Source organism: Gordonia sp. SID5947, from assembly GCF_009862785.1.
Classification (GTDB): Bacteria; Actinomycetota; Actinomycetes; order Mycobacteriales; family Mycobacteriaceae; genus Gordonia.
Window position 1 is genome coordinate 2,677,949 of the sequence record NZ_WWHU01000001.1, and the last position, 20,381, is coordinate 2,698,329.

The following is a 20,381-nucleotide window of genomic DNA, read 5'->3' on the forward strand; positions in this document are numbered from 1 at the left end:
CCTGTCGCGCGCGTCGCTGCTCGCGGTGGTGTTCGTCTGCGCGGCCTGTGGTCTCGTCTACGAGCTGGCGCTGGTCTCCCTCGGTTCCTTCCTCATCGGCAACACCGCCACGCAGGCCTCGATCGTGCTGGCGGTCATGGTGTTCGCCATGGGGATCGGCTCGCTCGCGGCGAAACCGCTGCAGAACAGGGCGGTCACGTCGTTCGCCCTGATCGAACTCGCCCTCGCCCTGCTCGGCGGCATGTCCGTGATGGCCTTGTACGCGGCGTTCGCGTACCTGTCGCTGTACACCCCGGCGCTGATCGTGGTCGCCTTCGTCCTCGGCCTGCTCATCGGTGCCGAGATCCCGCTGCTGATGGTGCTGCTGCAGCGAATCCGCAAGCAAGAGGCCGGTTCCGCGGTCGCCGACATGTTCGCGGCCGACTATATCGGCGCCCTCATCGGCGGACTCTGCTTCCCCTTCCTGCTGTTGCCTGTCTTCGGGCAACTACGCGGCGCGCTGGTCGTCGGGCTGGTGAATGCCGCCGCGGGCTGCTTCCTCGTCTTCGTCGTCTTCCGCCGATCGCTGAGCCCCGGCCGGCTCCTCGTACTCGGCGGCACAGCGGTGGGTGTCGTCGTGCTGCTCGTCCTCGGTCTTGTCTACTCGAGCCGATTCGAGGTGACCGCGCGCCAAGCACTGTTCCGCGACCCCATCGTCGTTGCCGAGCGAACCCAGTACCAGGACATCGTGATCACGCAACGCCGGACGCCGATCGGTCCGGACACGCGTCTGTATCTCAATGGGGATCTGCAGTTCTCGTCGATCGACGAGTACCGGTATCACGAGTCGCTGGTCCATCCGGTGATGGCCGGCGCCGGGAGCGGAGCGAGCGGGCCGAACACCACCGGCGCCGGGAGCGGAGCGAGCGGGCCGAATACGACCGGCACCCGCGGCCGCGTCCTCATCCTCGGCGGCGGTGACGGGCTGGCACTGCGCGAGGTGCTGGCGTACCCCGATGTGGCGTCGGCGACCCTGGTGGAACTCGACCCGGAGATGATCCGGCTCGCGCGTTCCGATCGGCGTCTGGTGGAACTGAACCGTGGGTCGATGGACGATCCGCGCAGCAGGGTCGTCAGTGCGGACGCCTTCTCCTGGTTGCGCGACAACCGGGACACCTTCGACGCGATCGTCGTCGACATGCCTGATCCGGACGAATCAGCCACGGCCAAGCTGTATTCCACCGAGTTCTACGCGTTGGTGGCGGCGCATCTGGCACCGGGTGGGCGGATGGTCGTGCAGTCCGGTTCCCCCTATTTCGCGCCGAAGTCGTTCTGGTGCATCGGCGCGACGCTGGCCGCCGCGGGGGTGGCGACGGTGCCGTATCACGTCGACGTCCCGTCCTTCGGTGACTGGGGCTATTTCCTCGGCGTCGCCACCGGCGCCGGGAGCGAAGCGAGCGGGCCGAACACCACCGGCGCCGGGAGCGAAGCGAGCGGGCCGAACACCACCGGCGCCGCCGGGAGCGAAGCGAGCGGGCCGAACGCCACGACTCGGCCCGAACTGCGGCTCGATCTTCCGCACCCGATGCGATTCCTGAACGATGACGAGCTGGCCGCGGCTGCGGTGTTCCCAGCCGACCGGACCCCGCTCGACATGCCACCGTCGACCCTCATGGACCCGCGCATCCTGCGGTACGCACAGTCGGAGTGGGCCGCCTACTGAGGTGCGGCGGCTCGCGGCGGCACGAGATCCTCCAGGAAGTCCCACAGCGCGCGCTCGCGGTCGGGATCGTAGGATTCGTCCGACGACGCCGTCACACGGGTGCGGTCGACGTAGGCACCGGATGCCGCCGGTGTGCGTCCGAGCACCACATCGGCCAATTTCCTTCCTGCCGTGGATATCCGGTCGACCGTCGGCGAGAGGGTGAGCGCCGGGAGCAGCCAGCGACTCACGAGCCGATCGCGACGCCCGGCCGCTCTGGTCAGACCGGTCCCGGGCACGAACGACGGGTTGTAGGCGAGGATGTCGATCCCGTCGGGCAACCGACGCGACCACTCGTGGACGAGATGGATGGCGGCCAGCTTGCTGGTCGAGTAGGCACGCCGTCCGGCGCGCACCGTGTCGGGCTCGTCGAACGCCCCCGGACGGGACAGGACCGATGGCGACGACCAACGTGGCGCGGGCACCATACCGAGGTTGTGCCGGAGATCGCCGAAGTGCGTGTCGCTCACCGTGATCACGATTCGGGCGGGCGCCGACAGGTGGTCCAGCAGACCCCTGAGCAGTAGATGATTCGCGACGACATTCACCGCGAACGTGCTCTCGAGACCGTCCACCGTCTCGTGCAGCGCGTCTACGAACTGCAGCCCGGCGTTGCCGACGAAGCCCATGAGCGGCGGGAGTGTTCCGCCGTCGAGTCGACGGGAGATCTCGTCGACCGCGGCCCGGATGCGGCCGATGTCCGCGAGATCCGTGTCGATCGTCGTGATCCGCTGGTCAATTGAATTCGGTTGTCGGACACCATCTCCGGACATACTGCTTCGCGACAACGACACGAGATGCAGATCCGGGTCGGCGCGGAGCATCTCCAGCGCCGCGGCGCGCCCGATGCCTCGGGTCGCGCCGGTCATCACGATGGCGTGCATGGCCCGCTCCTTTGAGTTGACAGCGTCAACCCAGTGAACCCATTCGAGTGGACAATGTCAACTGATAAGTTTGTCGGCATGGCGACCCGGGCGGAGAGTGCCGCACAGACCCGGCAGGCCCTGCTCGATGCGGCCGTCGTCCTCCTTGATCGCGGAGGTCCGGAGGCGGTGACGCTACGGGACGTCGGTGCCGGTGCAGGGGTGTCGAGATCTGCCGCATATCGCCATTTCGTCGACAAGGACGCCCTGTTGAAGGCGGTGGCCACCGACGCGTGGGCCGCCGTCGCGGTCGGACTCGACGCCATCACCGGTGACGAGTCGCTGTCACCGGAACGGGCACTGCGCACGGCCCTCGGGGCATTGTCCGATCTGGGCCACAGCCGGCCACACCTGTACCGACTGATGTTCGCGCAGACCACCGATGAGCCGGCATCCGTCGCCGAGGCCGCCGGACGTGCCCAGGACACGTTTCTCGAACTCGTCGGCAGACTCGTCGGCGGCGAGCGTGCCCGCCCCTACGCGGGTGTGCTGATGGCAGCGGCCCACGGAGTGACCGACCTCGACCTGACCGGACACCTGCCGCGCGAGAAGTGGCACGCCGACCGTCATCAACTCATCGACCTGGTCGTCGGAATGATCCCGTTCCCGTCAGAACCTCCGCGAGGATGAGATCGTGGAGACCATGTCCGGTCAGTTGGCGGTCGCGCTGGTGGTGGTGATCGTCCTCGTCGCCGTCGTCGCGGTGGTGCTGGTCCGAACACGTCGGGTGGTCACCACACCGACCGAGCGGGCCGTCCACTTCGCGCTGCAGACCGCGTCGCAGGCGGCCCGGTCGTTGCGCGCGGGACTCTCGGCCTCCTCGGCGCGCGACGCCCTGCCACATCTGCGAGCACTCACCGCGGCCGATGCATTGGCACTCTACGATCCCGTGGGCGAGGCGCTGGCCCACGAGCCCGCCGACGACCCGCTGTGGGACGACGTCCTGACCGCCGCCTCGGCGGAGGCCGCGCGCACCGCGGAGCCGGGTCTGCGCCGCGTGCTGGTGAACGATCCGTGCGGTCCGGAGTCGCCGGTCCGCGCGCTCATCGCCGAGCCGTTGATCTCCGACGGGAGCAGCGTCGGGGTGCTCGTGGTCGCGACCACCCACCGGCCCGGGCCGGGCATGCTCGGTGCGGTCGGCGAGGTCGCGCGGTACGTGTCGAGCCAGATCGAGCTCGCCGACCTCGAGGCGTCGAGGGCTCGCCTCGACCGCGCCGAGGTCCTCGCGCTGCGCGCACAGATCAGCCCACACTTCATCTACAACGCACTCAACACCATTGCGTCGTTCGTACGGACCGACCCCGCGCGGGCACGGGAGCTGATCCTCGACTTCGCCGACTTCACGAGGTACTCCTTCCGCGCGGCCGGCGAGTTCACGGTGCTGGCCGACGAACTGCGCAACATCGACCGATATCTGACCTTGGAACGTGCCCGGTTCGGGCCGGCGTTGAACGTGAGGCTCCAGGTGGCGCCCGAGGTCCTGAACGTCGTCGTGCCCTTCCTCGCTCTGCAGCCCCTCGTGGAGAACGCCGTTCGCCATGGGCTGGCGGGAAAGGGAGGTGGCACCATCACCATCATCGCCCGCGATGAGGGGACCGATTGCGTGATCACCGTCGAGGACGACGGGGTCGGGATGGACCCCGAACTGTTGCGGTCCGGCGACATCGACGCACTGACCCCGGCCGAGAATGCCGCCCGCAACGAATCCGAGGGTGCCCACGTGGGGCTCACGAATGTCGATCATCGGCTGCGGGCCGCATTCGGCAACGACTACGGTCTGGTGGTCGACACGGGGATCGATGCGGGCACCCGAGTCGGCATGCGAGTCCCCAAGTTCCGTGCCGGAATCCGCGCCTGACATGTCCACGAAGGGAGGTGGCCGAATGTCGCTGGTGGTCCTCGCCGTCGACGACGAGCCTCCGGCGCTCGACGAACTGGCCTACCTGCTCGGCCATCAGCCCGAGGTGGACGAGGTGCTCAGTGCCGGCGACGCCACCGAAGCCCTGCGGCAGCTCAACGAGCACCACGTCGACGCGATCTTCCTCGACATCAACATGCCCGGGCTCTCGGGACTCGAACTCGCAGGCGTGCTGACCAAGTACGCCGACCCACCGGCCGTGGTGTTCGTGACGGCTCACGGCGACAAGGCGGTCGACGCGTTCGAGGTCGGCGCGGTCGATTATCTCCTCAAGCCGTTGCGCGAAGAACGGCTCACCCAGGCGATCTCGCGCGTCCTGGCGGTCCGCGAGGCCGGCGGTCAACCAGCCGGTCCGGTTCCGCCGCAAGCGTCCCCCACCGACGAGGTGATCCCGGTGGAGCTGTCCGGGGTCACCTCACTGGTGCGCCGCGACAGCATCTCATGGGTGGAGGCGGTCGGCGACTATGCCCGGTTGCACTCGGAGTCGGGCGCTCACCTGGTACGGATACCGTTGTCCACCCTGGCCTCCCGCTGGCAGGATCACGGGTTCCAGCGCGTGCACCGGTCCTACCTGGTGGCTCTGCCGATGGTGACCGGACTGCGCTCGAGCGGTTCGACGACGGTCGTGTGCGTTCGGGCAAACGGCTCGTCGGCGGCCGTCGAACTGCCGGTGAGCCGACGTCAGCTCCGTGAACTCAAGGACCTGTTGATCCGTGATCCGATGCGTGAGCTCAAGTCGAGCTCCGACGATCCGGCCCAGCGATGACCGGTCAACAACCACAGCGGGAACGGGTGGTGCTGTCGCGCCGGCGCGGCGCCCGGATGGTCCGCACCCGCGTCGAGGTCCAGGAACAGACCGAGGTCGGTGACGCCCTGGTCCGTGGGCTGATGCGAGCGCAGCTCGGGCTCGCCCTGCGGCTGGCGGTGGCCGTGGTGGCCGTCATCGTGGCGATCCCGTTGGTGGGCACCATCTTTCCGTGGCTCACCACGGTCAGCGTGCTGGGCATCCGGCTCAACTGGCTGATCCTCGCCCTGCTGCTCTATCCGTTGCTGTACGTGACCGGCTGGTTCTACGTGCGGTTCGCCGAACAGGCCGAGCGGGACTTCATCGGGGTCGTCGACGACGAGCGCGACCAACCGTGAGCACCGACGTCGACGCGCTCACCGCGGTCGCGCTGGGTCTCGCCGCCGTCGCGACCGTCGTCGTCGGCGCGTACGGCGGTCGCCTGTCCCGGACCACCTCCGACTTCCTCGTGGCGTCGCGTAGCGTCGGCTCCCGCTGGAATGCGGCCGCCATCTCCGGCGAGTACCTCTCGGCCGCATCGTTTCTCGGCGTGGCCGGACTGGTGGCCAAATACGGCGCGGATGCGCTCTGGTATCCCGTCGGGTTCACCGCGGGATATCTCGGGCTGCTGCTGTTCGTGGCCGCGCCGTTGCGTCGATCCGGCGCGTACACCGTGCCCGACTTCGCCGAATTCCGGCTGAACTCGCCGTCCGCCCGGTTGGCGTCGATGACGGTGGTCGTGGTGGTCTGCGTGCTCTACCTGATCCCGCAGCTACAGGGGGCAGGCCTGACGTTGAACATCCTGCTGGGTGCGCCCGTGTGGATCGGGGTGGTGGCCGTGGGCGCGATCGTGATCGTCAACGTGGTCGGCGGTGGCATGCGGTCGATCACCTTCGTCCAGGCGTTCCAGTACTGGCTCAAGCTCACTGCGATCGCGGTGCCGGCATTGACCCTGCTCGCCGTGTTCTTCGCCGACCGGGCGGAATTCGGTGCGCCGGCACCACCGCGGGTCGCGCAGGCCACCACGGTCGACATCACCACCGATGTCACCGTCACGGTGGCCGAGACGACGGGCGTGACCGTCACCGGCACACTCGACGGCGAGCACGTGGAGTCCGGCGTGATCCCTTCCACGGGTCCGCACGACCTCGCGAGCGGCACGGTGATCCACCTCGACGCCGGCGCCGCCACCCCGGTGGTCGAGGGCGCCCCGACCACCGGTGCCGACTGGATCGCCTCGGGTGGCGGGCTCGGGGGCCGTCAGCCGCTGTTCGAGGTCCTGTCGCTCATCGTCGCGACCTTCCTCGGCACGATGGGACTGCCCCACGTTCTGGTGCGCTTCTACACCAATCCCGACGGTCGGTCGGCACGCCGGACCGCGCTCGCGGTGATCGCGTTGCTGTCGCTGTTCTATCTGTTCCCCACGCTGCTCGGCGTTTTCGCCAGGTTGTATGTGCCCCAACTCCTGATCACCGGGACGGCCGACGCCGCGGTTCTGCTGCTGCCCAGCGCCGCGGTCGGCGGGGTGGCCGGGCAGTTCCTCGCCGCGCTGGTGGCGGCGGGTGCGATCGCCGCCTTCCTTGCGACGTCGTCGGGCCTTCTGGTGAGCGTCGCGGGAGCGCTGGCCACCGACGTGCTGCGGGGCCGTGTCCGCGATTTCCGCCTCGCGGCCGTCATCGGCGGCCTGATCCCGATCGGTCTGTCGCTGGCTGCCACCTCCCTGGAGCTGTCGCGGACCGTCGGCCTGGTGTTCGCGGTGGCCGCCTCCACCCTGTGTCCCCTTCTGGTGCTGGGGATCTGGTGGCGACGCCTCACAGCGCCCGGCGCCATCGCCGGTCTGATGGTCGGCGGGTTCTCGTCGGGGGTGGCGACGAGTCTGGCGATCGCGGGCGTGGTGGACAACGACGCGCTCGGCGGCTGGCCCGCGATGATCATCGGGTACCCGGCGGCGGTGACGGTGCCCCTGGCATTCGCCACCATGATCGTGGTGAGTCTCGCCACCCGGCGGCATCTACCGGTCGATCTCGCCCGCACCTTCGCGCGGATGCACGTCCCCGAGCGGCTCGGCATGGGTATCGAGCGGCTGCCGAAGGAGTAGTCGCGGCCAACCGTTCGTCGTCGCCCATCGACCGCCCGGCGCACAGTCGTCGGGCTTGGGCGTGTGACCCGCGCCACCACATTCTCCTGTGACCTGGACCTCAATAGTCTCCTGTCCAGAGTGTCATCACAGTCCTTGTAGGAGGCAGACGTGTCCACGATCGAACAGCCACCCGGCGCGGTACCGCACCCGCCGACCGCCGAACAGTTCCTGGAGGTGCAGGCGAGCCCGCAGTTCCAGGACCTCCGCCGACGGCTTCTCCGCTTCGTCTTTCCGATGACGGCGTTCTTCCTGCTCTGGTACGCGCTGTACGTGCTGCTGGGAGCATTCGCCCATGACTTCATGGCTACCGAGGTCTGGGGGAACATCAACGTCGGCCTGATCCTCGGTCTGCTCCAGTTCGTGTCCACCTTCGTCATCACGGGGCTGTACGTGCGTTTCGCGAATCGCGACCTCGACCCCCGCGCCGAAGCGATCCGTGACGAGATGGAAGGGCCGGTCCACGCATGAGCTCCTCACACACCCAGGTGGTGGCCGCCGCGGTCGGTAACCCGGTGGCGAACATCTCGATCTTTGCGGCCTTTGTGGCCGTCACCATGTACGTGGTGATCCGCGCGAGCAAGAACAACAAGTCCGCCGCCGACTTCTTCACCGGCGGACGAGGCTTCTCCGGCCCGCAGAACGGTGTCGCGATCGCGGGCGACTACCTGTCCGCCGCGAGCTTCCTCGGCATCGCCGGCGCGATCGCCGTCTACGGCTACGACGGCTTCCTCTACTCGATCGGCTTCCTCGTCGCCTGGCTGGTCGCGTTGCTGCTGGTTGCCGAATTGCTCCGGAACACCGGCAAGTTCACGATGGCCGACGTGTTGAGCTTCCGGCTCCGGCAGCGTCCGGTCCGTCTGGCCGCGGCCATCTCCACCCTCGCCGTCACGCTCTTCTACATGCTCGCTCAGATGGCCGGCGCGGGCGGCCTGGTCGCCCTGCTCCTCGACATCGAAGGCCGTGTCGGACAGTCGATCGTGATCGCGGTCGTCGGCGCGCTGATGATCGTCTACGTCCTCATCGGTGGCATGAAGGGCACCACCTGGGTCCAGATCATCAAGGCGGTCCTGCTCATCGCCGGTGCCGCGATCATGACGTTCATCGTGCTGGCCAAGTTCGGCATGAACGTGTCGAGCATGCTCGGCTCGGCCCAGGACGCGATCTCCGGATCGTCTGACGAGAAGATCGCCGCCCGTGACGTTCTCGCCCCCGGCGCGCAGTACGGCGGTTCATTCGAATCACAGATCAACTTCGTGTCGCTGGCCATCGCCCTGGTGCTCGGCACCGCGGGTCTGCCGCACGTGCTGATGCGCTTCTACACGGTCCCGACCGCGAAAGAGGCACGGAAATCGGTGGTCTGGGCGATTGCACTCATCGGTGCGTTCTACCTGTTCACGCTGGTCCTGGGTTACGGCGCTGCGGCACTGGTCGGTCCGGACAAGATCATGGCGGCGGCAGGCAAACAGAACTCCGCCGCTCCGTTGCTCGCGTTCGAACTCGGCGGTGTGGTCCTCCTCGGGATCATCTCCGCGGTGGCATTCGCGACCATCCTCGCCGTGGTTGCCGGGCTCGCCATCACAGCCTCGGCGTCGTTCGCCCACGACATCTATGGCAGTGTGATCAAGCGCGGCAAGGCAAGTGAGGCCGATCAGGTCCGCGTGTCGCGCTACACCGTCGTGGTGCTCGGCATCATGGGCATCATCCTTGGCATCCTCGCGAACGGCCAGAACATCGCCTTCCTGGTTGCCCTGGCGTTCGCGATCGCCGCCGCGGCGAATCTGCCGACCATCCTCTACTCGCTGTACTGGAAGCGGTTCAACACCCGCGGCGCGTTGTGGAGCATCTACGGCGGCCTGATCTCGACGATCGTGCTGATCATCTTCTCCCCGGCCGTCTCCGGTTCGGCGACCGCGATGATCCCGGGCGCCGACTTCGCGTGGTTCCCGCTCGCCAATCCCGGCATCGTGTCGATCCCGATCGGATTCATCCTCGGCATCGTCGGAACGCTCACGTCGCCGTCGGACGTCGGTACACCGGAACGCAACGCCGAGATGGAGGTGCGTTCACTCACCGGAGTCGGCGCGGAAAAGGCAGTGTCGCACTAGCTTCCGGTTCCCGCTACGTCATTTCGTTCCCGCTCCTTCGACCGAGGGAGCGGGAACGAAATGGATCCGCGGAAGTGAACTAGGCGTCCTGGATTCGCGCGAACGGCCGGGCCGCCTCGATCTCGAAGGCCAGTTCCAACAACTGGCGTTCACGGCCGAGGTCTGCGCAGAAATGGATGCCCACCGGGAGACCGTCGGAACTCCGGCTCATCGGCAGACTGATCGCCGGGGTGCCCGTGGTGTTGTTGGCCGGCGTGAACGCGACGTAATGCACCAACCGCTCGAAGATCTCGTCGAAATCCCCGCCGGGATCGAGATGGCCGATCTTCGGCGTGACGTGCGACAACGTCGGCGACACGATGAGATCGAACCGGTCGAACACGGTGCGGAACCGTGCGGTCGCACGTTTGAGCCCGACGATCGTCGACGGTGTGCGCCAGAAGGCGCGCAGATAGCGCCGCGACAGACCGACGGTGAACGGATCGAGCGCATCGCGGTCGAAGTCCTTGCCCACCAGTAATTTTCCCAGGCGGTGCATCGAGCACGCCAGCATCGACCAGTAGTCGGTGAACTGCCGGACGAACGTCTCGTCCAACGGTACGGGGGTGACCTCGACGTCGTGCCCGAGCGAGGTGAGCAGGTCCACCGCCGACGAGAGCCCGGACATGGTGTCGGCATCGATCGGCGCCCCCGTCACCGTGTCGTTGATCAGCCCGATCCGTAGTCGTCTCGACCCCGGGCCCTCCACGAGACCCACCGTCGGGAGCCCCGTGGGTGGCCGGAATCTCTCGGCGTCGTCGATGAAGTGCGCTGTGTCGCGGACGGTTCGGCTCAGGATGCCGTTGGAGATGATGTCCACCGGAAGGATCCGGCCGGTCGGCGACGGCGCCACCCGACCGCGCGACGGTTTGAGCCCGACCAGTCCGCAGGCAGCCGCGGGGATCCGGATGGAGCCCCCGCCGTCGTTGCCGTGGGCGATCGGGAGCGCGCCGGCGGCCACCAGCGCCGCCGATCCGCCCGACGACGCCCCGGCGGAAAAGTCGGTGTCCCACGGGTTGCGCGTGGGCTCTCGATCGACGAATTCCGTTGTCGCGGTGAGACCGAAGGCAGGGAGGGTGGAGGCGCCGACGATGTTGACGCCGGTGGAGAGGAACTGTTCGGTGAACGGTTCGTTGCCCTTGGCCGGCAGGTCGGGCATCGCGGCCGAACCGTTGCCGACCGGCAGACCTTCGAACAGGGTGTTGTTCTTGATGATCGACGGCACGCGGGCGAATGAGCCGGCCGGGAAATCGTCGTCGGCGGCACGTTTGCGGGCACGATCCCGGTCGTCGACGGCGATGGCGTTCACCTGCGGATTGACCACATCGATCCGGGCCAACGCGGCCTCGAGCGCTTCGCCGGCGGATATCTGTCCCGACCGGATCGCGGCGGCAACTCCGACACCGTCGAGATCACCGAGTGCATCGTCACCGAACGCGTGGACCTTCTTCATGCGGGGAGCGTAGCGGCTGGCGGCGTCGAGCGGCCATGGTTCGTCGGGTGGGGCCTACTCGATCGACTGGTTGAGGACGGTGCGCATGGTCATCACATCGGCGGCCAGATCTTCGGCGTACGTGTCGTCGAGGGCGAGTCCGAAGACGGCATGGTGATAGAGCGGCGCGATCACATGGTCGAGGATCTGGCGGACCGACGGCGTCGCCTCACCCCGGGCGGCGGACCGGGCGACCATCTCTTCGGCCTGTTCGCGCCGGATCTCCCAGCAGGGGCACTCTTCGACGACGTCGTTGCGCGCGAACACCATGGCGCGCAGATACGCTCGACGCTTCGGACGCCCGATGTCGGCAGCGATGATCTTCGACCACTCGGCGAGGTCGTCGTCGAGAATGCCGGTGTCGGGCAGCGGTTCGCCCTGGGTGAGCGCGGCCACGGCCACTTCACCGAGCAGTGTCTCGATCGACCCCCATCGCCGGTAGATGCTGCTCGGATTCACCTCGGCGAGTTCGGCCACCTCAGGGATCGTCATGGTGTCGCGGCGGCCGGCGCCGACGAGCTGCCCGACCGCGGCGTACACCGCCGACTGCACTCGCGCACTCCGACCACCGGGTCGCCTCGACCCTCCGGGACGGGCAGCCGCAGCCGCACTGGAACCACTCATGCCGTCCATTATTGCAAACCAATTTGCTTTAGTAACCCCCACTGGCTACGTTGAATCTAACGCAAATTTCTTTGCTTTAGGGAGATCAGATGACTCGACTGCACCCACACCGCGCGTTCTGGGTGGTCACGGCGACGTTCGTGATGGTCCTCTTCGCCTCTGCCGCTCCCTCGCCGCTGTATCCCGTCTACCAGCAGCTCTGGGGCTTCTCCGCGTTCACGCTCACCGCTGTCTTCGCGATCTACGTCCTCTTCATGCTGGTGAGCCTGCTGACCGTCGGGTCGCTGTCCGATCACATCGGCCGTCGGCCGGTCCTCGCGATGGCGCTGGTGCTCCTGATCGTGAGCATGGTGCTGTTCGTCGAGGCCGACAACGTCGGCGTCCTGATGGCCGCACGCGCGCTCCAAGGCCTGGCGACCGGCGCCGCCATGGGCACCTTGACCGCCACCGTCGTCGACCTGCAGCCCACTCCCCGGCTGGGCTCCGCCATCACCGGCGCTGCGCCGGCGATCGGCCTCGCCGGCGGTGTGGCGGTCGCCGGGATCTTCGTCGAGTACGCCCCGGCACCTCGATTCCTCGTCTACGAGGTGACCCTGGCGCTGTTCGCGGCACTGCTGATCGCGCTGCTGGTGGTGCCAGAAACGTCCGACAAGATCGGGTTCACGTCTCGTCGGCACCTCGTCACCACCCTCGCGCCGCAGGTCCGCGTGCCGACTGCGGTCCGTGGCGCCTTCCTGGCAGCGGTCCCGGCACTCATCGCCACCTGGTCACTCGGCGGCCTGTACCTGTCGCTGGGCTCCTCGGTCGTCGCCCGCATATTCGGGGTCGCCAATCATGCCCAAGCCGGCGTCCTGCTGTTCGTCTTCTTCGCGTCCGCGGCGCTGACCTCGCTGGTCATCACCGGCCGCGACGCAGCCGGCAAACTCGCCTTCGGGTATCCGGCGCTCGCCGGGGGCGCCGTCATCTCGCTGGCAGGCGTGCTCGGTGAAACGCTGCCGCTCTACGTGGTCGGTTCGGTCGTCGCCGGAACCGGTTTCGCGGCGACCTTCCTCGGCGCACTCGACAGCATCAGCGCGGCCACACCCGCACAACAACGCGGTCAGGTGTTCTCCTCGGTGTTCGTCGCGAGCTACCTCGCCTTCAGCCTGCCTGCGGTGATAGCCGGGCTGATCGTGTCGCACATCGGTCTGCGAGAAACTGTCGTCGGCTATGTGGCCTACGTCCTGGTGCTGGCGGTTGTCGGTGCGCTCACGACGGCCACCATCCGACGTCGGTCGACGAGAAGCGCCAGCGCCACGACGCCGGTCCCGGCGGAGTCCGACCACGCCATCTCAGCGCGAGGCTGACTCGCTCGCCCCGACGATCCGCGCGGCCATGTCCGCCTGGAACTCACCGATCTGCTCCGGCGTCATCGCGCCGGACTCCCGGTACCAGCGCGCGACGTCGACCCCCATCGAGAGCAGCAACGTCGTGGTTGCCTGCGGATCGTCGACGTCGAAACCACCCGCGGCGATGCCGGCCTGGACGATCGCACCGACACGTCGGGCCACCTCTTTGCGCATCACGCCGATCGCTTGCCGATGCTCCACCGAGAGGGAGTCCAACTCGTAGTTGACCACCCGCGACCACACGTGATCACGAGCGTGGTGGGTTGCCAGCGCACCGATCACCGCCCGCACCCGCGCGGCGGGCGGTTGCGCGGGATCGTCGGCGGCATCGATCAACTCCAGAAACGAGCGGTGCCCGGCGTCGGAGAGTTCGTAGAGTACTTCTTCCTTGGACCGGAAGTGCACGTACACCGCTGCCGGACTCATCTGCGCGCCGGTGGCGATGTCTCGGGTGGTCGTCGCGTCGAATCCCTTTGTCGCGAATGCCTCCACCGCGGCTCGCAGCAACCGAGAACGCGCCCCGACGGCACGGGGCTGCGGTTCCACGACTGACATGTCGCCGGCCTCCGTTTCCGCTGGATCCTGCTGACCCCGCCTCTGATGAGGCTGCCTCTGATGACATTGACATGCGCCGCTGGTCGCGGCATAGTGCAGAGTATCACTAAGCAAGCGCTTAGTCAGCGGATGCATCGCGCGGCAGCACCACGTTGTGCGTCTGTACCCCACCGCCCCCTGACCAGGAGTAAGACAGAACTCATGCAGCTGACATTCAGTCCCGAAGAAGAGGCGTTCCGCGATGAGTTGCGGGCGATCTTCGCGAAGGTTCCCGAGGATCTCCGTCGTCGCTCCGAGGCGGGCAAGATGAACTTCCCCGAGGACCTGATCACCACACAACGCATCCTCAACGAGCACGGTGTCGCCACACCGGGCTGGCCGGTCGAGGCGGGCGGGCGCGACTGGACCCCCATCCAGAGCCACATCTACCGCGAGGAGATGAGCCTGATGCACGTCCCGGACCTGCTGCCGTTCAATGTCGGCATGATCGGTCCGGTCATCGCGCAGTTCGGTTCGCCCGAGATGAAGGACCGCTTCCTGGCCAAGACCGCCAACCTCGACATCTGGTGGTGCCAGGGCTTCTCCGAGCCCGAGGCGGGTTCGGATCTCGCGTCGCTCAAGACCCGCGCGGTGCGCGACGGTGACCACTACGTCGTCAACGGCCAGAAGACGTGGACCACGCTCGGCCAGTACGCCGACTGGATCTTCTGCCTCGTGCGCACCGATCCGGAGGCGAAGAAGCAGGCCGGCATCAGCATGCTGCTGTTCCCGATGGACACCCCCGGCGTGGAACTGCGCCCGATCCAGCTGATCGACGGCGGCTTCGAGGTCAACGAGGTCTTCTTCAACGACGTCCGCGTGCCGGTCGAGAACCTCGTCGGCAAGGAGAACGAGGGCTGGACCCAGGCGAAGTTCCTGCTCGGCAACGAGCGGAGCGGCATCGCCCGCATCGGCTACACCAAGACCAAGCTCGCCAAGGCGAAAGAACTCGCGCGCCAGATCACCACCGCGTCCGGCGGCACGCTCTTGGAGGACCCGCTGCTCTCGGCCCGTCTGGCCGAGCTGGAGAACGACCTCCTCGCCCTCGAGATGACTCAGTTGCGCGTGGCCGCGTCGTCGGCGGACGGGAAGCCGAACCCGGCGTCGTCGCTGCTGAAGCTGCGCGGCAGCCAGTTGCAGCAGGAGGCCATGGAGCTGCTCGCCGACATCGCCGGTGCCGACTCACTGCCGGTCGCCGGCCTGGATGCGTCCGCCGCCAACGGCACCGCCGACGTCGCGTCGCCGGAGTGGGCGCAGCTGTCCGTCCCGACCTACCTCAACTACCGCAAGGTCAGCATCTACGGCGGATCGTCGGAGGTTCAGCGCCAGATCATCGACAAGGCCGTGCTGGGTCTCTGAGACACCCACCGCCTCAACTTTTTTCACGACTCACGAGAACCTGGGAACCTGTCATGGATTTCGAACTTTCCGATGAACAAACAATGCTGCGCGACACCGTGCGCGAAGTGCTCACCCGCAAGTACGACGTCGAGACGTTGCGCGCGGTGACCGACACCGAACTCGGCTGGGACAAGGGGTGTGGAAGTCGTTGGCCGACATCGGCATCCTCGGCCTCACCTTTCCCGAGGACGACGGCGGCATGGGCGCCGGACCGGTGGAGTTCACCAGCGTGATGACCGAGATCGGTCGCTCGCTCGCACCCGAGCCCTACCTCGACTCGGTCCTCGTGCCGGGCTCGCTCGTCGCGGCCACCGCCGACGACGCCACCCGCGGCGAGATTCTCGGCGGCCTGGCCTCCGGCGAGCTCCTGCTGGCCTTCGCGCACCTCGAGGCCGGCGACCGCTGGCCCGCCGCCAAGGTCACCACCACGGCCACCGACGGCAGGCTCAACGGCACCAAGGTCCTTGTCGGGCATGGTGACTGCGCAGACAAGCTGGTCGTGTCGGCGCGTACCGACGACGGTATCGGCCTGTTCCTCATCGACGCAGGCGCCGATGGCGTCACCCGCACCCCCTACCGCACCCACGACCGCCGGCGCGGCGCACAGTTCGAGTTCACCGATGCCGCCGCCACCCGTCTGGGCAGCGGCGACGCGAGCCAGGTCATCGCCGACGCCGAGGTCGGTATCCAGACCGCGTTGTGCGCCGAGGCAGTCGGCGCGATGGAACGCGCCCTCGACCTCACCGTCGAATACCTGAAGACACGCAAGCAGTTCGGTGTGACCCTGTCGCACTTCCAGACGCTCACCCAGCGCGCAGCGGACATGTACGCCCAGCTGGAGCTGGCACGCAGCATGAGCCTGTATGCGACGACCGCATTGTCCGACGGCATCTGCGACCCGACCGTCGCGTCGCGTGCCAAGCTGCAGATCTGCCGCTCGGGCCGGGTCATCGGACAGGAGGCGGTGCAGATGCACGGCGGTATCGGCATGACCGCGGAATATCCGGTCGGCCACTACCTGAGCCGCCTGACCGCGATCTCGCACACCCTCGGCGACGCCGCCGACCACGTGTCGGTGCTGGCACGCTCGGTCGGTGACCACGAGATGGTGATGATCGGCTGACTCGGTCCGAACTGACCGCCAGGGCCCCCGCCGGCGTTTCGGGAATCATCCCCGAACACGTGGCGGGGGCCTCGGCGTTCCGGGCGACGCGCCCGATCTCGGGTCGCTACTGTCTCTTTCATGAACCACCTGCGCGACAACCTGGGCGACGCGGCCGCCTACAGCCTGATGGGGATCGTGTTGCTGGTCCTCGGATTCGTGGCCCTCGATCTCGTCACGCCAGGCCGATTGCGCAACCTCATCTGGCTCGACCACAACCGCAACGCGGTGATGCTGGCGACCGCCCAGGTGATCGGGCTGTCCGTCGTGATGGTCGCCGGAGTCCGCGACTCGATGATGCTCGAACTGTGGCGTGGCGTGCTCTACACCGTCGCGTACACGGTGCTGGCCATCGCCGTGATGATGTGGTCATTCGTGCTGATGGACTGGCTGACCCCGGGCAAACTCGGCACCCTGCTGCTCGACGACGACGAGCATCCAGCGGGCTGGATCTGCGGTGCCGTGTTCATCGGTGTCGGCGCCGTCATCGGCGCTGCGCTGAGTTTCTGACCGGAGTTGCGCCCGCCGCGTCTCCCATCATCCCGATCGGCGGGAACTCTGCGCCCGGTCGGCGCGAGCCGGCGGCTATTGACGGTTGCTCAATAAGCTCTTAGGGTCGTCGCTGACTGATCGACCACAGATCGACCACACCGAGGGGAACACCATGGCCGCGCCGCTGATCGAGGAATCCATCGACATCAACGCCTCCGCAGAGGAAGTCTGGGCGGTGATCTCCGACCTCAAGCGCATGGGCGAGTGGAGCCCGCAATGCAAGAAGATGATCATCCGGGGCGGCACGATCGGACTGGGTACCAAGTCCGTCAACATCAATCGCCGTGGCGCGCTGGTGTGGCCGACCACCTCGAAGGTCGTCCGCTTCACCCCCGCCAAGGAGCTGGCGTTCCGCGTGGCGGAGAACCGCACGGTGTGGAGCTACACCATCGCACCGTCCACCACCGGTGTCACGCTGACCGAGAAGCGCGAGGTGGGCAACGGCACCACCAAGGTGTCCTCGTTCCTGGTGGACAAGATGATGGGCGGGACCACCAACTTCGAGGCCGAGCTCAAGCTGGGTATGGCCGAGACGCTCGAGAAGATCAAGCGCGCCGCGGAGTCGTCGGCGTCGCGGGCCGCCTGAGGCCGAGGGCTCGTCGGCTACCGGTCGGAGAGCTTCTGCATCAGGGCCGGCACGTCCGCGATCGAATCCACGATGTGGTCTGGGACCGGGCCGAACTCGTCGCGCTGTAATGCCCGCAGCGCTTCCTCCCGGAACTTGCCCGTTCGTACGAGCACCCCGACGAGGGCGGCGGCCTGGGCACCGAGCACATCGTTGTGCATGTCGTCGCCCACCATCACGACCTGGGTGGGTTCGAGTTGCATCATGTCGACGGCCGCACGGAAACCGAGCGGTGACGGCTTGCCGATTGCCTTGATCTTGCGGCCGGCCGCCTTCTCGAGCCCTTCGAGATAGACGCCGGTGTCGATGCTGAGCCCATCCGCGGTCGACCACGTCATGGACCGGTGCATCGCGACCACCGGCACCCCGGCAACCATCAGTTCGAGCACTTGCGACAGCGCGCGATGGTCGAACACCGGGCCGGCCCCGCCGAGGACCACCACCTGCGCCCGGCTCGGTTCGTCGATCAGTTCGACCCCGGTCATGTCCTCGGCGATGGGACCCTCGTTGAGCACCCACGCCCGCTTCCCCGGGTGATTCGCGGTGAGATATTCGGCGGTCAACTTGGCCGCCGTGAGGATCTCGTCTGCGGCGACCTCGAAACCGCAGTCGTTGAGCGCCTGGGCGATCTCCCCGCGCGACCGCGAGGTGGTGTTGGTGAGGAACATCCGCGGATATCCCTGCTCAGCCAGGTCGGCGACGGCCTCGACGGCGCCCGGCAGCGCCTTCCACGAGGTGACCATCACCCCGTCGATGTCGAGCAGCAATCCGAGAGCCATGCTCAAAAATCTAGACCCGTCAGCGGCACCCTGCACGCTCGCCGGACCCGGATGGCATGCTGGGCGGATGCGATCGGTGTCGGATCACCAGGCCATTGTCGCCGCACTGTTCGGTATCCACGATCCAGTGACCGCGCGTGTCGCCGACGCCCTCGGGTGCGTGACGGCCGCCGAGGTGGTCGCACCGATCGGGTTGCCCGGCTTCGACAACTCGGCGATGGACGGGTATGCCGTGATCGCCGACGAGATCGCCTCGGCCGCAGCGGAATCCCCGGTCCGGCTCCCGGTGGCGCAGGATATCCCGGCGGGTCGCACCGATCGGTTGACCCTGGCCGCGGGTACCGCCCACCGGATCATGACCGGCGCACCACTGCCCGCCGGCGCCGACGCCGTGGTCCCGGTGGAGGCAACCGACGGTGCGGTGGACGAGGTCGCCATCGCCACCTCCGTCCCGCCCGGCAAACACATTCGCCGAGCGGGTTCCGACATCGAGGCCGGAGAGACGGCGATACCGGCCGGCACCCGGCTTGGCCCTCCTCAGGTCGGCCTGCTCGCCGCACTCGGCGTCACCGAGGTCTCGGTTCGGCCCCGACTGCGGGTCGTCGTGCTCTCGACCGGCTCGGAGCTGGTGACACCGGGCGAACCATTGCACTACGGCCAGATCTACGAATCCAACGGGCCGATGCTGACCGCCTCGGCCCAGGAGGCGGGCGCCGACGCGACACACGTGCATTACGTGACCGACGACGTGGATGCGTTCCGCGCACGTCTCGACGAGATCAGCGACGACGCGGACGTCATCATCACCTCCGGTGGGGTGAGTGCCGGCGCCTTCGAGGTGGTGAAGGACGCCCTCACCGGTACCGGTGTCGAGTTCACGAAGGTCGCGATGCAACCGGGGATGCCGCAAGGCTGCGGTCATTACACCGCCCCGGGCGGTCGCCGGGTCCCGATCATCACGCTCCCGGGCAATCCGGTGAGTTCGTTGGTGTCGTTCGAGGTGTTCATCCGCCCGCCGCTGCGAGCGGCGATGGGACTGCCGTCCGAACGTCGGCGTGTCACCGCACGACTCACCACCGACATCCGCTCCCCCGGAGGAAAACGACAGTTCCTCCGTGGGGTGCTCGGCGGTCAGAAGGGTGATATGCCCCTCGTCGATCCGATCGGCCCGCCGGCGTCGCATCACCTGCGATACCTTGCCAGAGCAGATGCGCTGATCGACATCCCGGCCGAGACGGACTCGGTGACCGCCGGGTCGCCTGTCGACGTCATCGTTCTCTGAGGTCCAGGCAGTGACGCGAGACGTCACCGCGCACGCTCTAAGCTGAAACGAGCGGGCCCGCACGTGCCGACCGAACGCACACCCGTTTTCTCGCAACAGGAGGTCGATGGTGGCCAGGCGCCCGCGTCCGGACGGAACGCGCAGCGGAGCAGGTCATCTCATCGACCTGGCGCGTGAGACGATTCCACCGGTTCACCGTGCCGGACTGCCGTTCGTCGCGGCACCCGCCGCGATCGCGGTCGTCGGACGTCATCACCCGTGGATCGCCCGGCCCGCCGCGCTCACCGCCGCCGCCTGCGCCGCATTTTTCCGTCATCCATCCCGGGTGCCCCCCACCTCCACGGGCGTGGTGGTGGCGCCGGCCGACGGCACCATCGCGCTGGTGGACGAGGCCGTGCCGCCACCCGAGTCGGGTCTGGGCGATGAGCCGCTGCCCCGGGTGTCGACGTTCCTGTCCATCTTCGACGTCCATGTCCAGCGGGTACCGATCACCGGCACCGTGACGTCGGTGACACACACCCCCGGGTCATTCGTCTCGGCCGACCTCCCGGAGGCCAGCAGCGTCAACGAGCGCACCACGATGACCCTGAGCTGCCCCGTCGGCCCCGACACCACACACGACGTCGCGGTCGTGCAGATCGCCGGGCTGCTGGCCCGGCGCATCGTCTGTGAGCCCGTGGTCGGTGAAGCCCTCACCGTCGGGGCCACCTACGGCCTGATCCGGTTCGGTTCGCGCGTGGATGTCTACCTCCCCGCCGGGACCGACCCGATGGTGCGAGTCGGCCAGCGCGCGGTCGGCGCCGAAACCGTCTTCGCGGCCCTCGGCTGAGCC

Annotated in this window: 19 protein-coding genes and 1 pseudogene; 15 read left to right on the forward strand and 5 right to left on the reverse strand. The window is 67.6% G+C overall.

The genetic code is table 11. From position 1 onward, the window contains the following. The first annotated feature begins 1 nt into the window (after nt 1). Nucleotides 2-1,702 carry a spermidine synthase gene (locus GTV32_RS12460; protein WP_202422514.1) on the forward strand — a complete coding sequence of 567 codons (1,701 nt, stop codon included), beginning with the start codon at nt 2-4 and terminating at the stop codon, nt 1,700-1,702. Here GTV32_RS12460 and GTV32_RS12465 read toward each other — a convergent pair. Next, nucleotides 1,696-2,625 carry an SDR family NAD(P)-dependent oxidoreductase gene (locus GTV32_RS12465; RefSeq protein ID WP_161060588.1) on the reverse strand — a complete coding sequence of 310 codons (930 nt, stop codon included), beginning with the start codon at nt 2,623-2,625 and terminating at the stop codon, nt 1,696-1,698. The two genes, GTV32_RS12460 and GTV32_RS12465, sit on opposite strands and share 7 nt — an antisense overlap. Before the next feature lie 54 nt (nt 2,626-2,679). Between GTV32_RS12465 and GTV32_RS12470 the strand changes: the two genes are divergently transcribed. The 7 genes from GTV32_RS12470 to GTV32_RS12500 all read left to right on the forward strand — a co-directional run bounded on the left by GTV32_RS12470 (nt 2,680) and on the right by GTV32_RS12500 (nt 9,611). Beyond that, nucleotides 2,680-3,294, forward strand: a complete 615-nt coding sequence (locus tag GTV32_RS12470; RefSeq protein WP_343287309.1) for a TetR/AcrR family transcriptional regulator — start codon at nt 2,680-2,682, stop codon at nt 3,292-3,294. Nucleotides 3,295-3,307: 13 nt separating this feature from the next. Continuing rightward, nucleotides 3,308-4,522 (forward strand): histidine kinase, encoded by a 1,215-nt coding sequence (locus GTV32_RS12475; protein ID WP_161062497.1) that lies wholly within the window; start codon nt 3,308-3,310, stop codon nt 4,520-4,522. A 25-nt stretch (nt 4,523-4,547) separates the two neighbouring features. Beyond that, nucleotides 4,548-5,348 (forward strand): response regulator, encoded by an 801-nt coding sequence (locus GTV32_RS12480; RefSeq protein ID WP_161060589.1) that lies wholly within the window; start codon nt 4,548-4,550, stop codon nt 5,346-5,348. Continuing rightward, the gene (locus GTV32_RS12485; RefSeq protein WP_161060590.1) at nt 5,345-5,725 is read left to right on the forward strand and encodes a hypothetical protein; all 381 of its coding nucleotides are present in this window, start codon (nt 5,345-5,347) and stop codon (nt 5,723-5,725) included. The genes GTV32_RS12480 and GTV32_RS12485 overlap by 4 nt, the downstream gene beginning before the upstream one ends. Continuing rightward, nucleotides 5,722-7,464, forward strand: a complete 1,743-nt coding sequence (locus GTV32_RS12490) for a cation acetate symporter (protein WP_161060591.1) — start codon at nt 5,722-5,724, stop codon at nt 7,462-7,464. Before GTV32_RS12485 ends, GTV32_RS12490 begins: the two co-directional genes overlap by 4 nt. A gap of 150 nt (nt 7,465-7,614) precedes the next feature. Further along, nucleotides 7,615-7,974: a DUF485 domain-containing protein gene (locus GTV32_RS12495; protein WP_161060592.1), complete on the forward strand. Its 360-nt coding sequence runs from the start codon at nt 7,615-7,617 to the stop codon at nt 7,972-7,974. Next, nucleotides 7,971-9,611, forward strand: coding sequence for a cation acetate symporter (locus GTV32_RS12500; RefSeq protein WP_161060593.1), 1,641 nt, complete (start codon nt 7,971-7,973; stop codon nt 9,609-9,611). The genes GTV32_RS12495 and GTV32_RS12500 overlap by 4 nt, the downstream gene beginning before the upstream one ends. Nucleotides 9,612-9,690: 79 nt before the next feature. Here the strand turns inward: GTV32_RS12500 and GTV32_RS12505 are convergent, their stop codons facing one another. Next, entirely contained in the window at nt 9,691-11,103 is a 1,413-nt protein-coding gene (locus GTV32_RS12505; protein ID WP_161060594.1) for an amidase, read from the reverse strand. Nucleotides 11,104-11,157: 54 nt separating this feature from the next. Beyond that, nucleotides 11,158-11,766, reverse strand: a complete 609-nt coding sequence (locus tag GTV32_RS12510; RefSeq protein ID WP_161060595.1) for a TetR/AcrR family transcriptional regulator — start codon at nt 11,764-11,766, stop codon at nt 11,158-11,160. 89 nt (nt 11,767-11,855) lie between these two features. Here GTV32_RS12510 and GTV32_RS12515 point away from each other — a divergent pair, with 89 nt between their 5' ends. After that, nucleotides 11,856-13,112 carry an MFS transporter gene (locus GTV32_RS12515; protein ID WP_161060596.1) on the forward strand — a complete coding sequence of 419 codons (1,257 nt, stop codon included), beginning with the start codon at nt 11,856-11,858 and terminating at the stop codon, nt 13,110-13,112. Here the strand turns inward: GTV32_RS12515 and GTV32_RS12520 are convergent. Continuing rightward, the gene (locus tag GTV32_RS12520) at nt 13,098-13,709 is read right to left on the reverse strand and encodes a TetR/AcrR family transcriptional regulator (protein WP_161060597.1); all 612 of its coding nucleotides are present in this window, start codon (nt 13,707-13,709) and stop codon (nt 13,098-13,100) included. The genes GTV32_RS12515 and GTV32_RS12520 overlap by 15 nt on opposite strands. A gap of 201 nt (nt 13,710-13,910) precedes the next feature. Here GTV32_RS12520 and GTV32_RS12525 point away from each other — a divergent pair, with 201 nt between their 5' ends. The 4 genes and pseudogenes from GTV32_RS12525 (at nt 13,911) to GTV32_RS12540 (ending at nt 17,449) form a co-directional block, all read left to right on the forward strand. Next, on the forward strand, nt 13,911-15,107 hold the full coding sequence (locus tag GTV32_RS12525) for an acyl-CoA dehydrogenase family protein (protein WP_161060598.1): 1,197 nt from the start codon (nt 13,911-13,913) through the stop codon (nt 15,105-15,107). 53 nt (nt 15,108-15,160) lie between these two features. Next, a pseudogene (locus GTV32_RS12530) lies at nt 15,161-16,272 on the forward strand (acyl-CoA dehydrogenase family protein). Between the two features lie 120 nt (nt 16,273-16,392). Next, complete coding sequence (locus tag GTV32_RS12535) at nt 16,393-16,821, forward strand: DUF350 domain-containing protein (RefSeq protein WP_161060599.1); 429 nt, start codon at nt 16,393-16,395, stop codon at nt 16,819-16,821. A 154-nt stretch (nt 16,822-16,975) separates the two neighbouring features. Next, on the forward strand, nt 16,976-17,449 hold the full coding sequence (locus tag GTV32_RS12540; RefSeq protein ID WP_161060600.1) for an SRPBCC family protein: 474 nt from the start codon (nt 16,976-16,978) through the stop codon (nt 17,447-17,449). 17 nt (nt 17,450-17,466) lie between these two features. Here the strand turns inward: GTV32_RS12540 and GTV32_RS12545 are convergent, their stop codons facing one another. Further along, a complete protein-coding gene (locus GTV32_RS12545; RefSeq protein ID WP_161060601.1) occupies nt 17,467-18,267 on the reverse strand; it encodes an HAD-IIA family hydrolase in 801 nt (266 codons plus the stop codon). 67 nt (nt 18,268-18,334) lie between these two features. Between GTV32_RS12545 and glp the strand changes: the two genes are divergently transcribed. Together glp and GTV32_RS12555 are read left to right on the forward strand one after the other, a co-directional pair. Next, nucleotides 18,335-19,549 (forward strand): gephyrin-like molybdotransferase Glp, encoded by a 1,215-nt coding sequence (gene glp, locus GTV32_RS12550; RefSeq protein WP_161060602.1) that lies wholly within the window; start codon nt 18,335-18,337, stop codon nt 19,547-19,549. A gap of 109 nt (nt 19,550-19,658) precedes the next feature. Further along, nucleotides 19,659-20,378: a phosphatidylserine decarboxylase gene (locus tag GTV32_RS12555; protein WP_161062498.1), complete on the forward strand. Its 720-nt coding sequence runs from the start codon at nt 19,659-19,661 to the stop codon at nt 20,376-20,378. Nucleotides 20,379-20,381: the final 3 nt, after the last annotated feature.

What these genes read in the sequence shown, in the direction of transcription:
- GTV32_RS12465 (WP_161060588.1), bottom strand. Translation starts at nt 2,625, where the DNA reads ATGCACGCCATCGTGATGACCGGCGCGACCCGAGGCATCGGGCGCGCC.
- GTV32_RS12480 (WP_161060589.1), top strand. Translation starts at nt 4,548, where the DNA reads ATGTCGCTGGTGGTCCTCGCCGTCGACGACGAGCCTCCGGCGCTCGAC.
- glp (WP_161060602.1), top strand. Translation starts at nt 18,335, where the DNA reads ATGCGATCGGTGTCGGATCACCAGGCCATTGTCGCCGCACTGTTCGGT.
- GTV32_RS12520 (WP_161060597.1), bottom strand. Translation starts at nt 13,709, where the DNA reads ATGTCAGTCGTGGAACCGCAGCCCCGTGCCGTCGGGGCGCGTTCTCGG.
- GTV32_RS12475 (WP_161062497.1), top strand. Translation starts at nt 3,308, where the DNA reads ATGTCCGGTCAGTTGGCGGTCGCGCTGGTGGTGGTGATCGTCCTCGTC.
- GTV32_RS12500 (WP_161060593.1), top strand. Translation starts at nt 7,971, where the DNA reads ATGAGCTCCTCACACACCCAGGTGGTGGCCGCCGCGGTCGGTAACCCG.
- GTV32_RS12510 (WP_161060595.1), bottom strand. Translation starts at nt 11,766, where the DNA reads ATGAGTGGTTCCAGTGCGGCTGCGGCTGCCCGTCCCGGAGGGTCGAGG.
- GTV32_RS12470 (WP_343287309.1), top strand. Translation starts at nt 2,680, where the DNA reads ATGTCAACTGATAAGTTTGTCGGCATGGCGACCCGGGCGGAGAGTGCC.
- GTV32_RS12525 (WP_161060598.1), top strand. Translation starts at nt 13,911, where the DNA reads ATGCAGCTGACATTCAGTCCCGAAGAAGAGGCGTTCCGCGATGAGTTG.
- GTV32_RS12535 (WP_161060599.1), top strand. Translation starts at nt 16,393, where the DNA reads ATGAACCACCTGCGCGACAACCTGGGCGACGCGGCCGCCTACAGCCTG.
- GTV32_RS12545 (WP_161060601.1), bottom strand. Translation starts at nt 18,267, where the DNA reads ATGGCTCTCGGATTGCTGCTCGACATCGACGGGGTGATGGTCACCTCG.
- GTV32_RS12515 (WP_161060596.1), top strand. Translation starts at nt 11,856, where the DNA reads ATGACTCGACTGCACCCACACCGCGCGTTCTGGGTGGTCACGGCGACG.
- GTV32_RS12540 (WP_161060600.1), top strand. Translation starts at nt 16,976, where the DNA reads ATGGCCGCGCCGCTGATCGAGGAATCCATCGACATCAACGCCTCCGCA.
- GTV32_RS12505 (WP_161060594.1), bottom strand. Translation starts at nt 11,103, where the DNA reads ATGAAGAAGGTCCACGCGTTCGGTGACGATGCACTCGGTGATCTCGAC.
- GTV32_RS12485 (WP_161060590.1), top strand. Translation starts at nt 5,345, where the DNA reads ATGACCGGTCAACAACCACAGCGGGAACGGGTGGTGCTGTCGCGCCGG.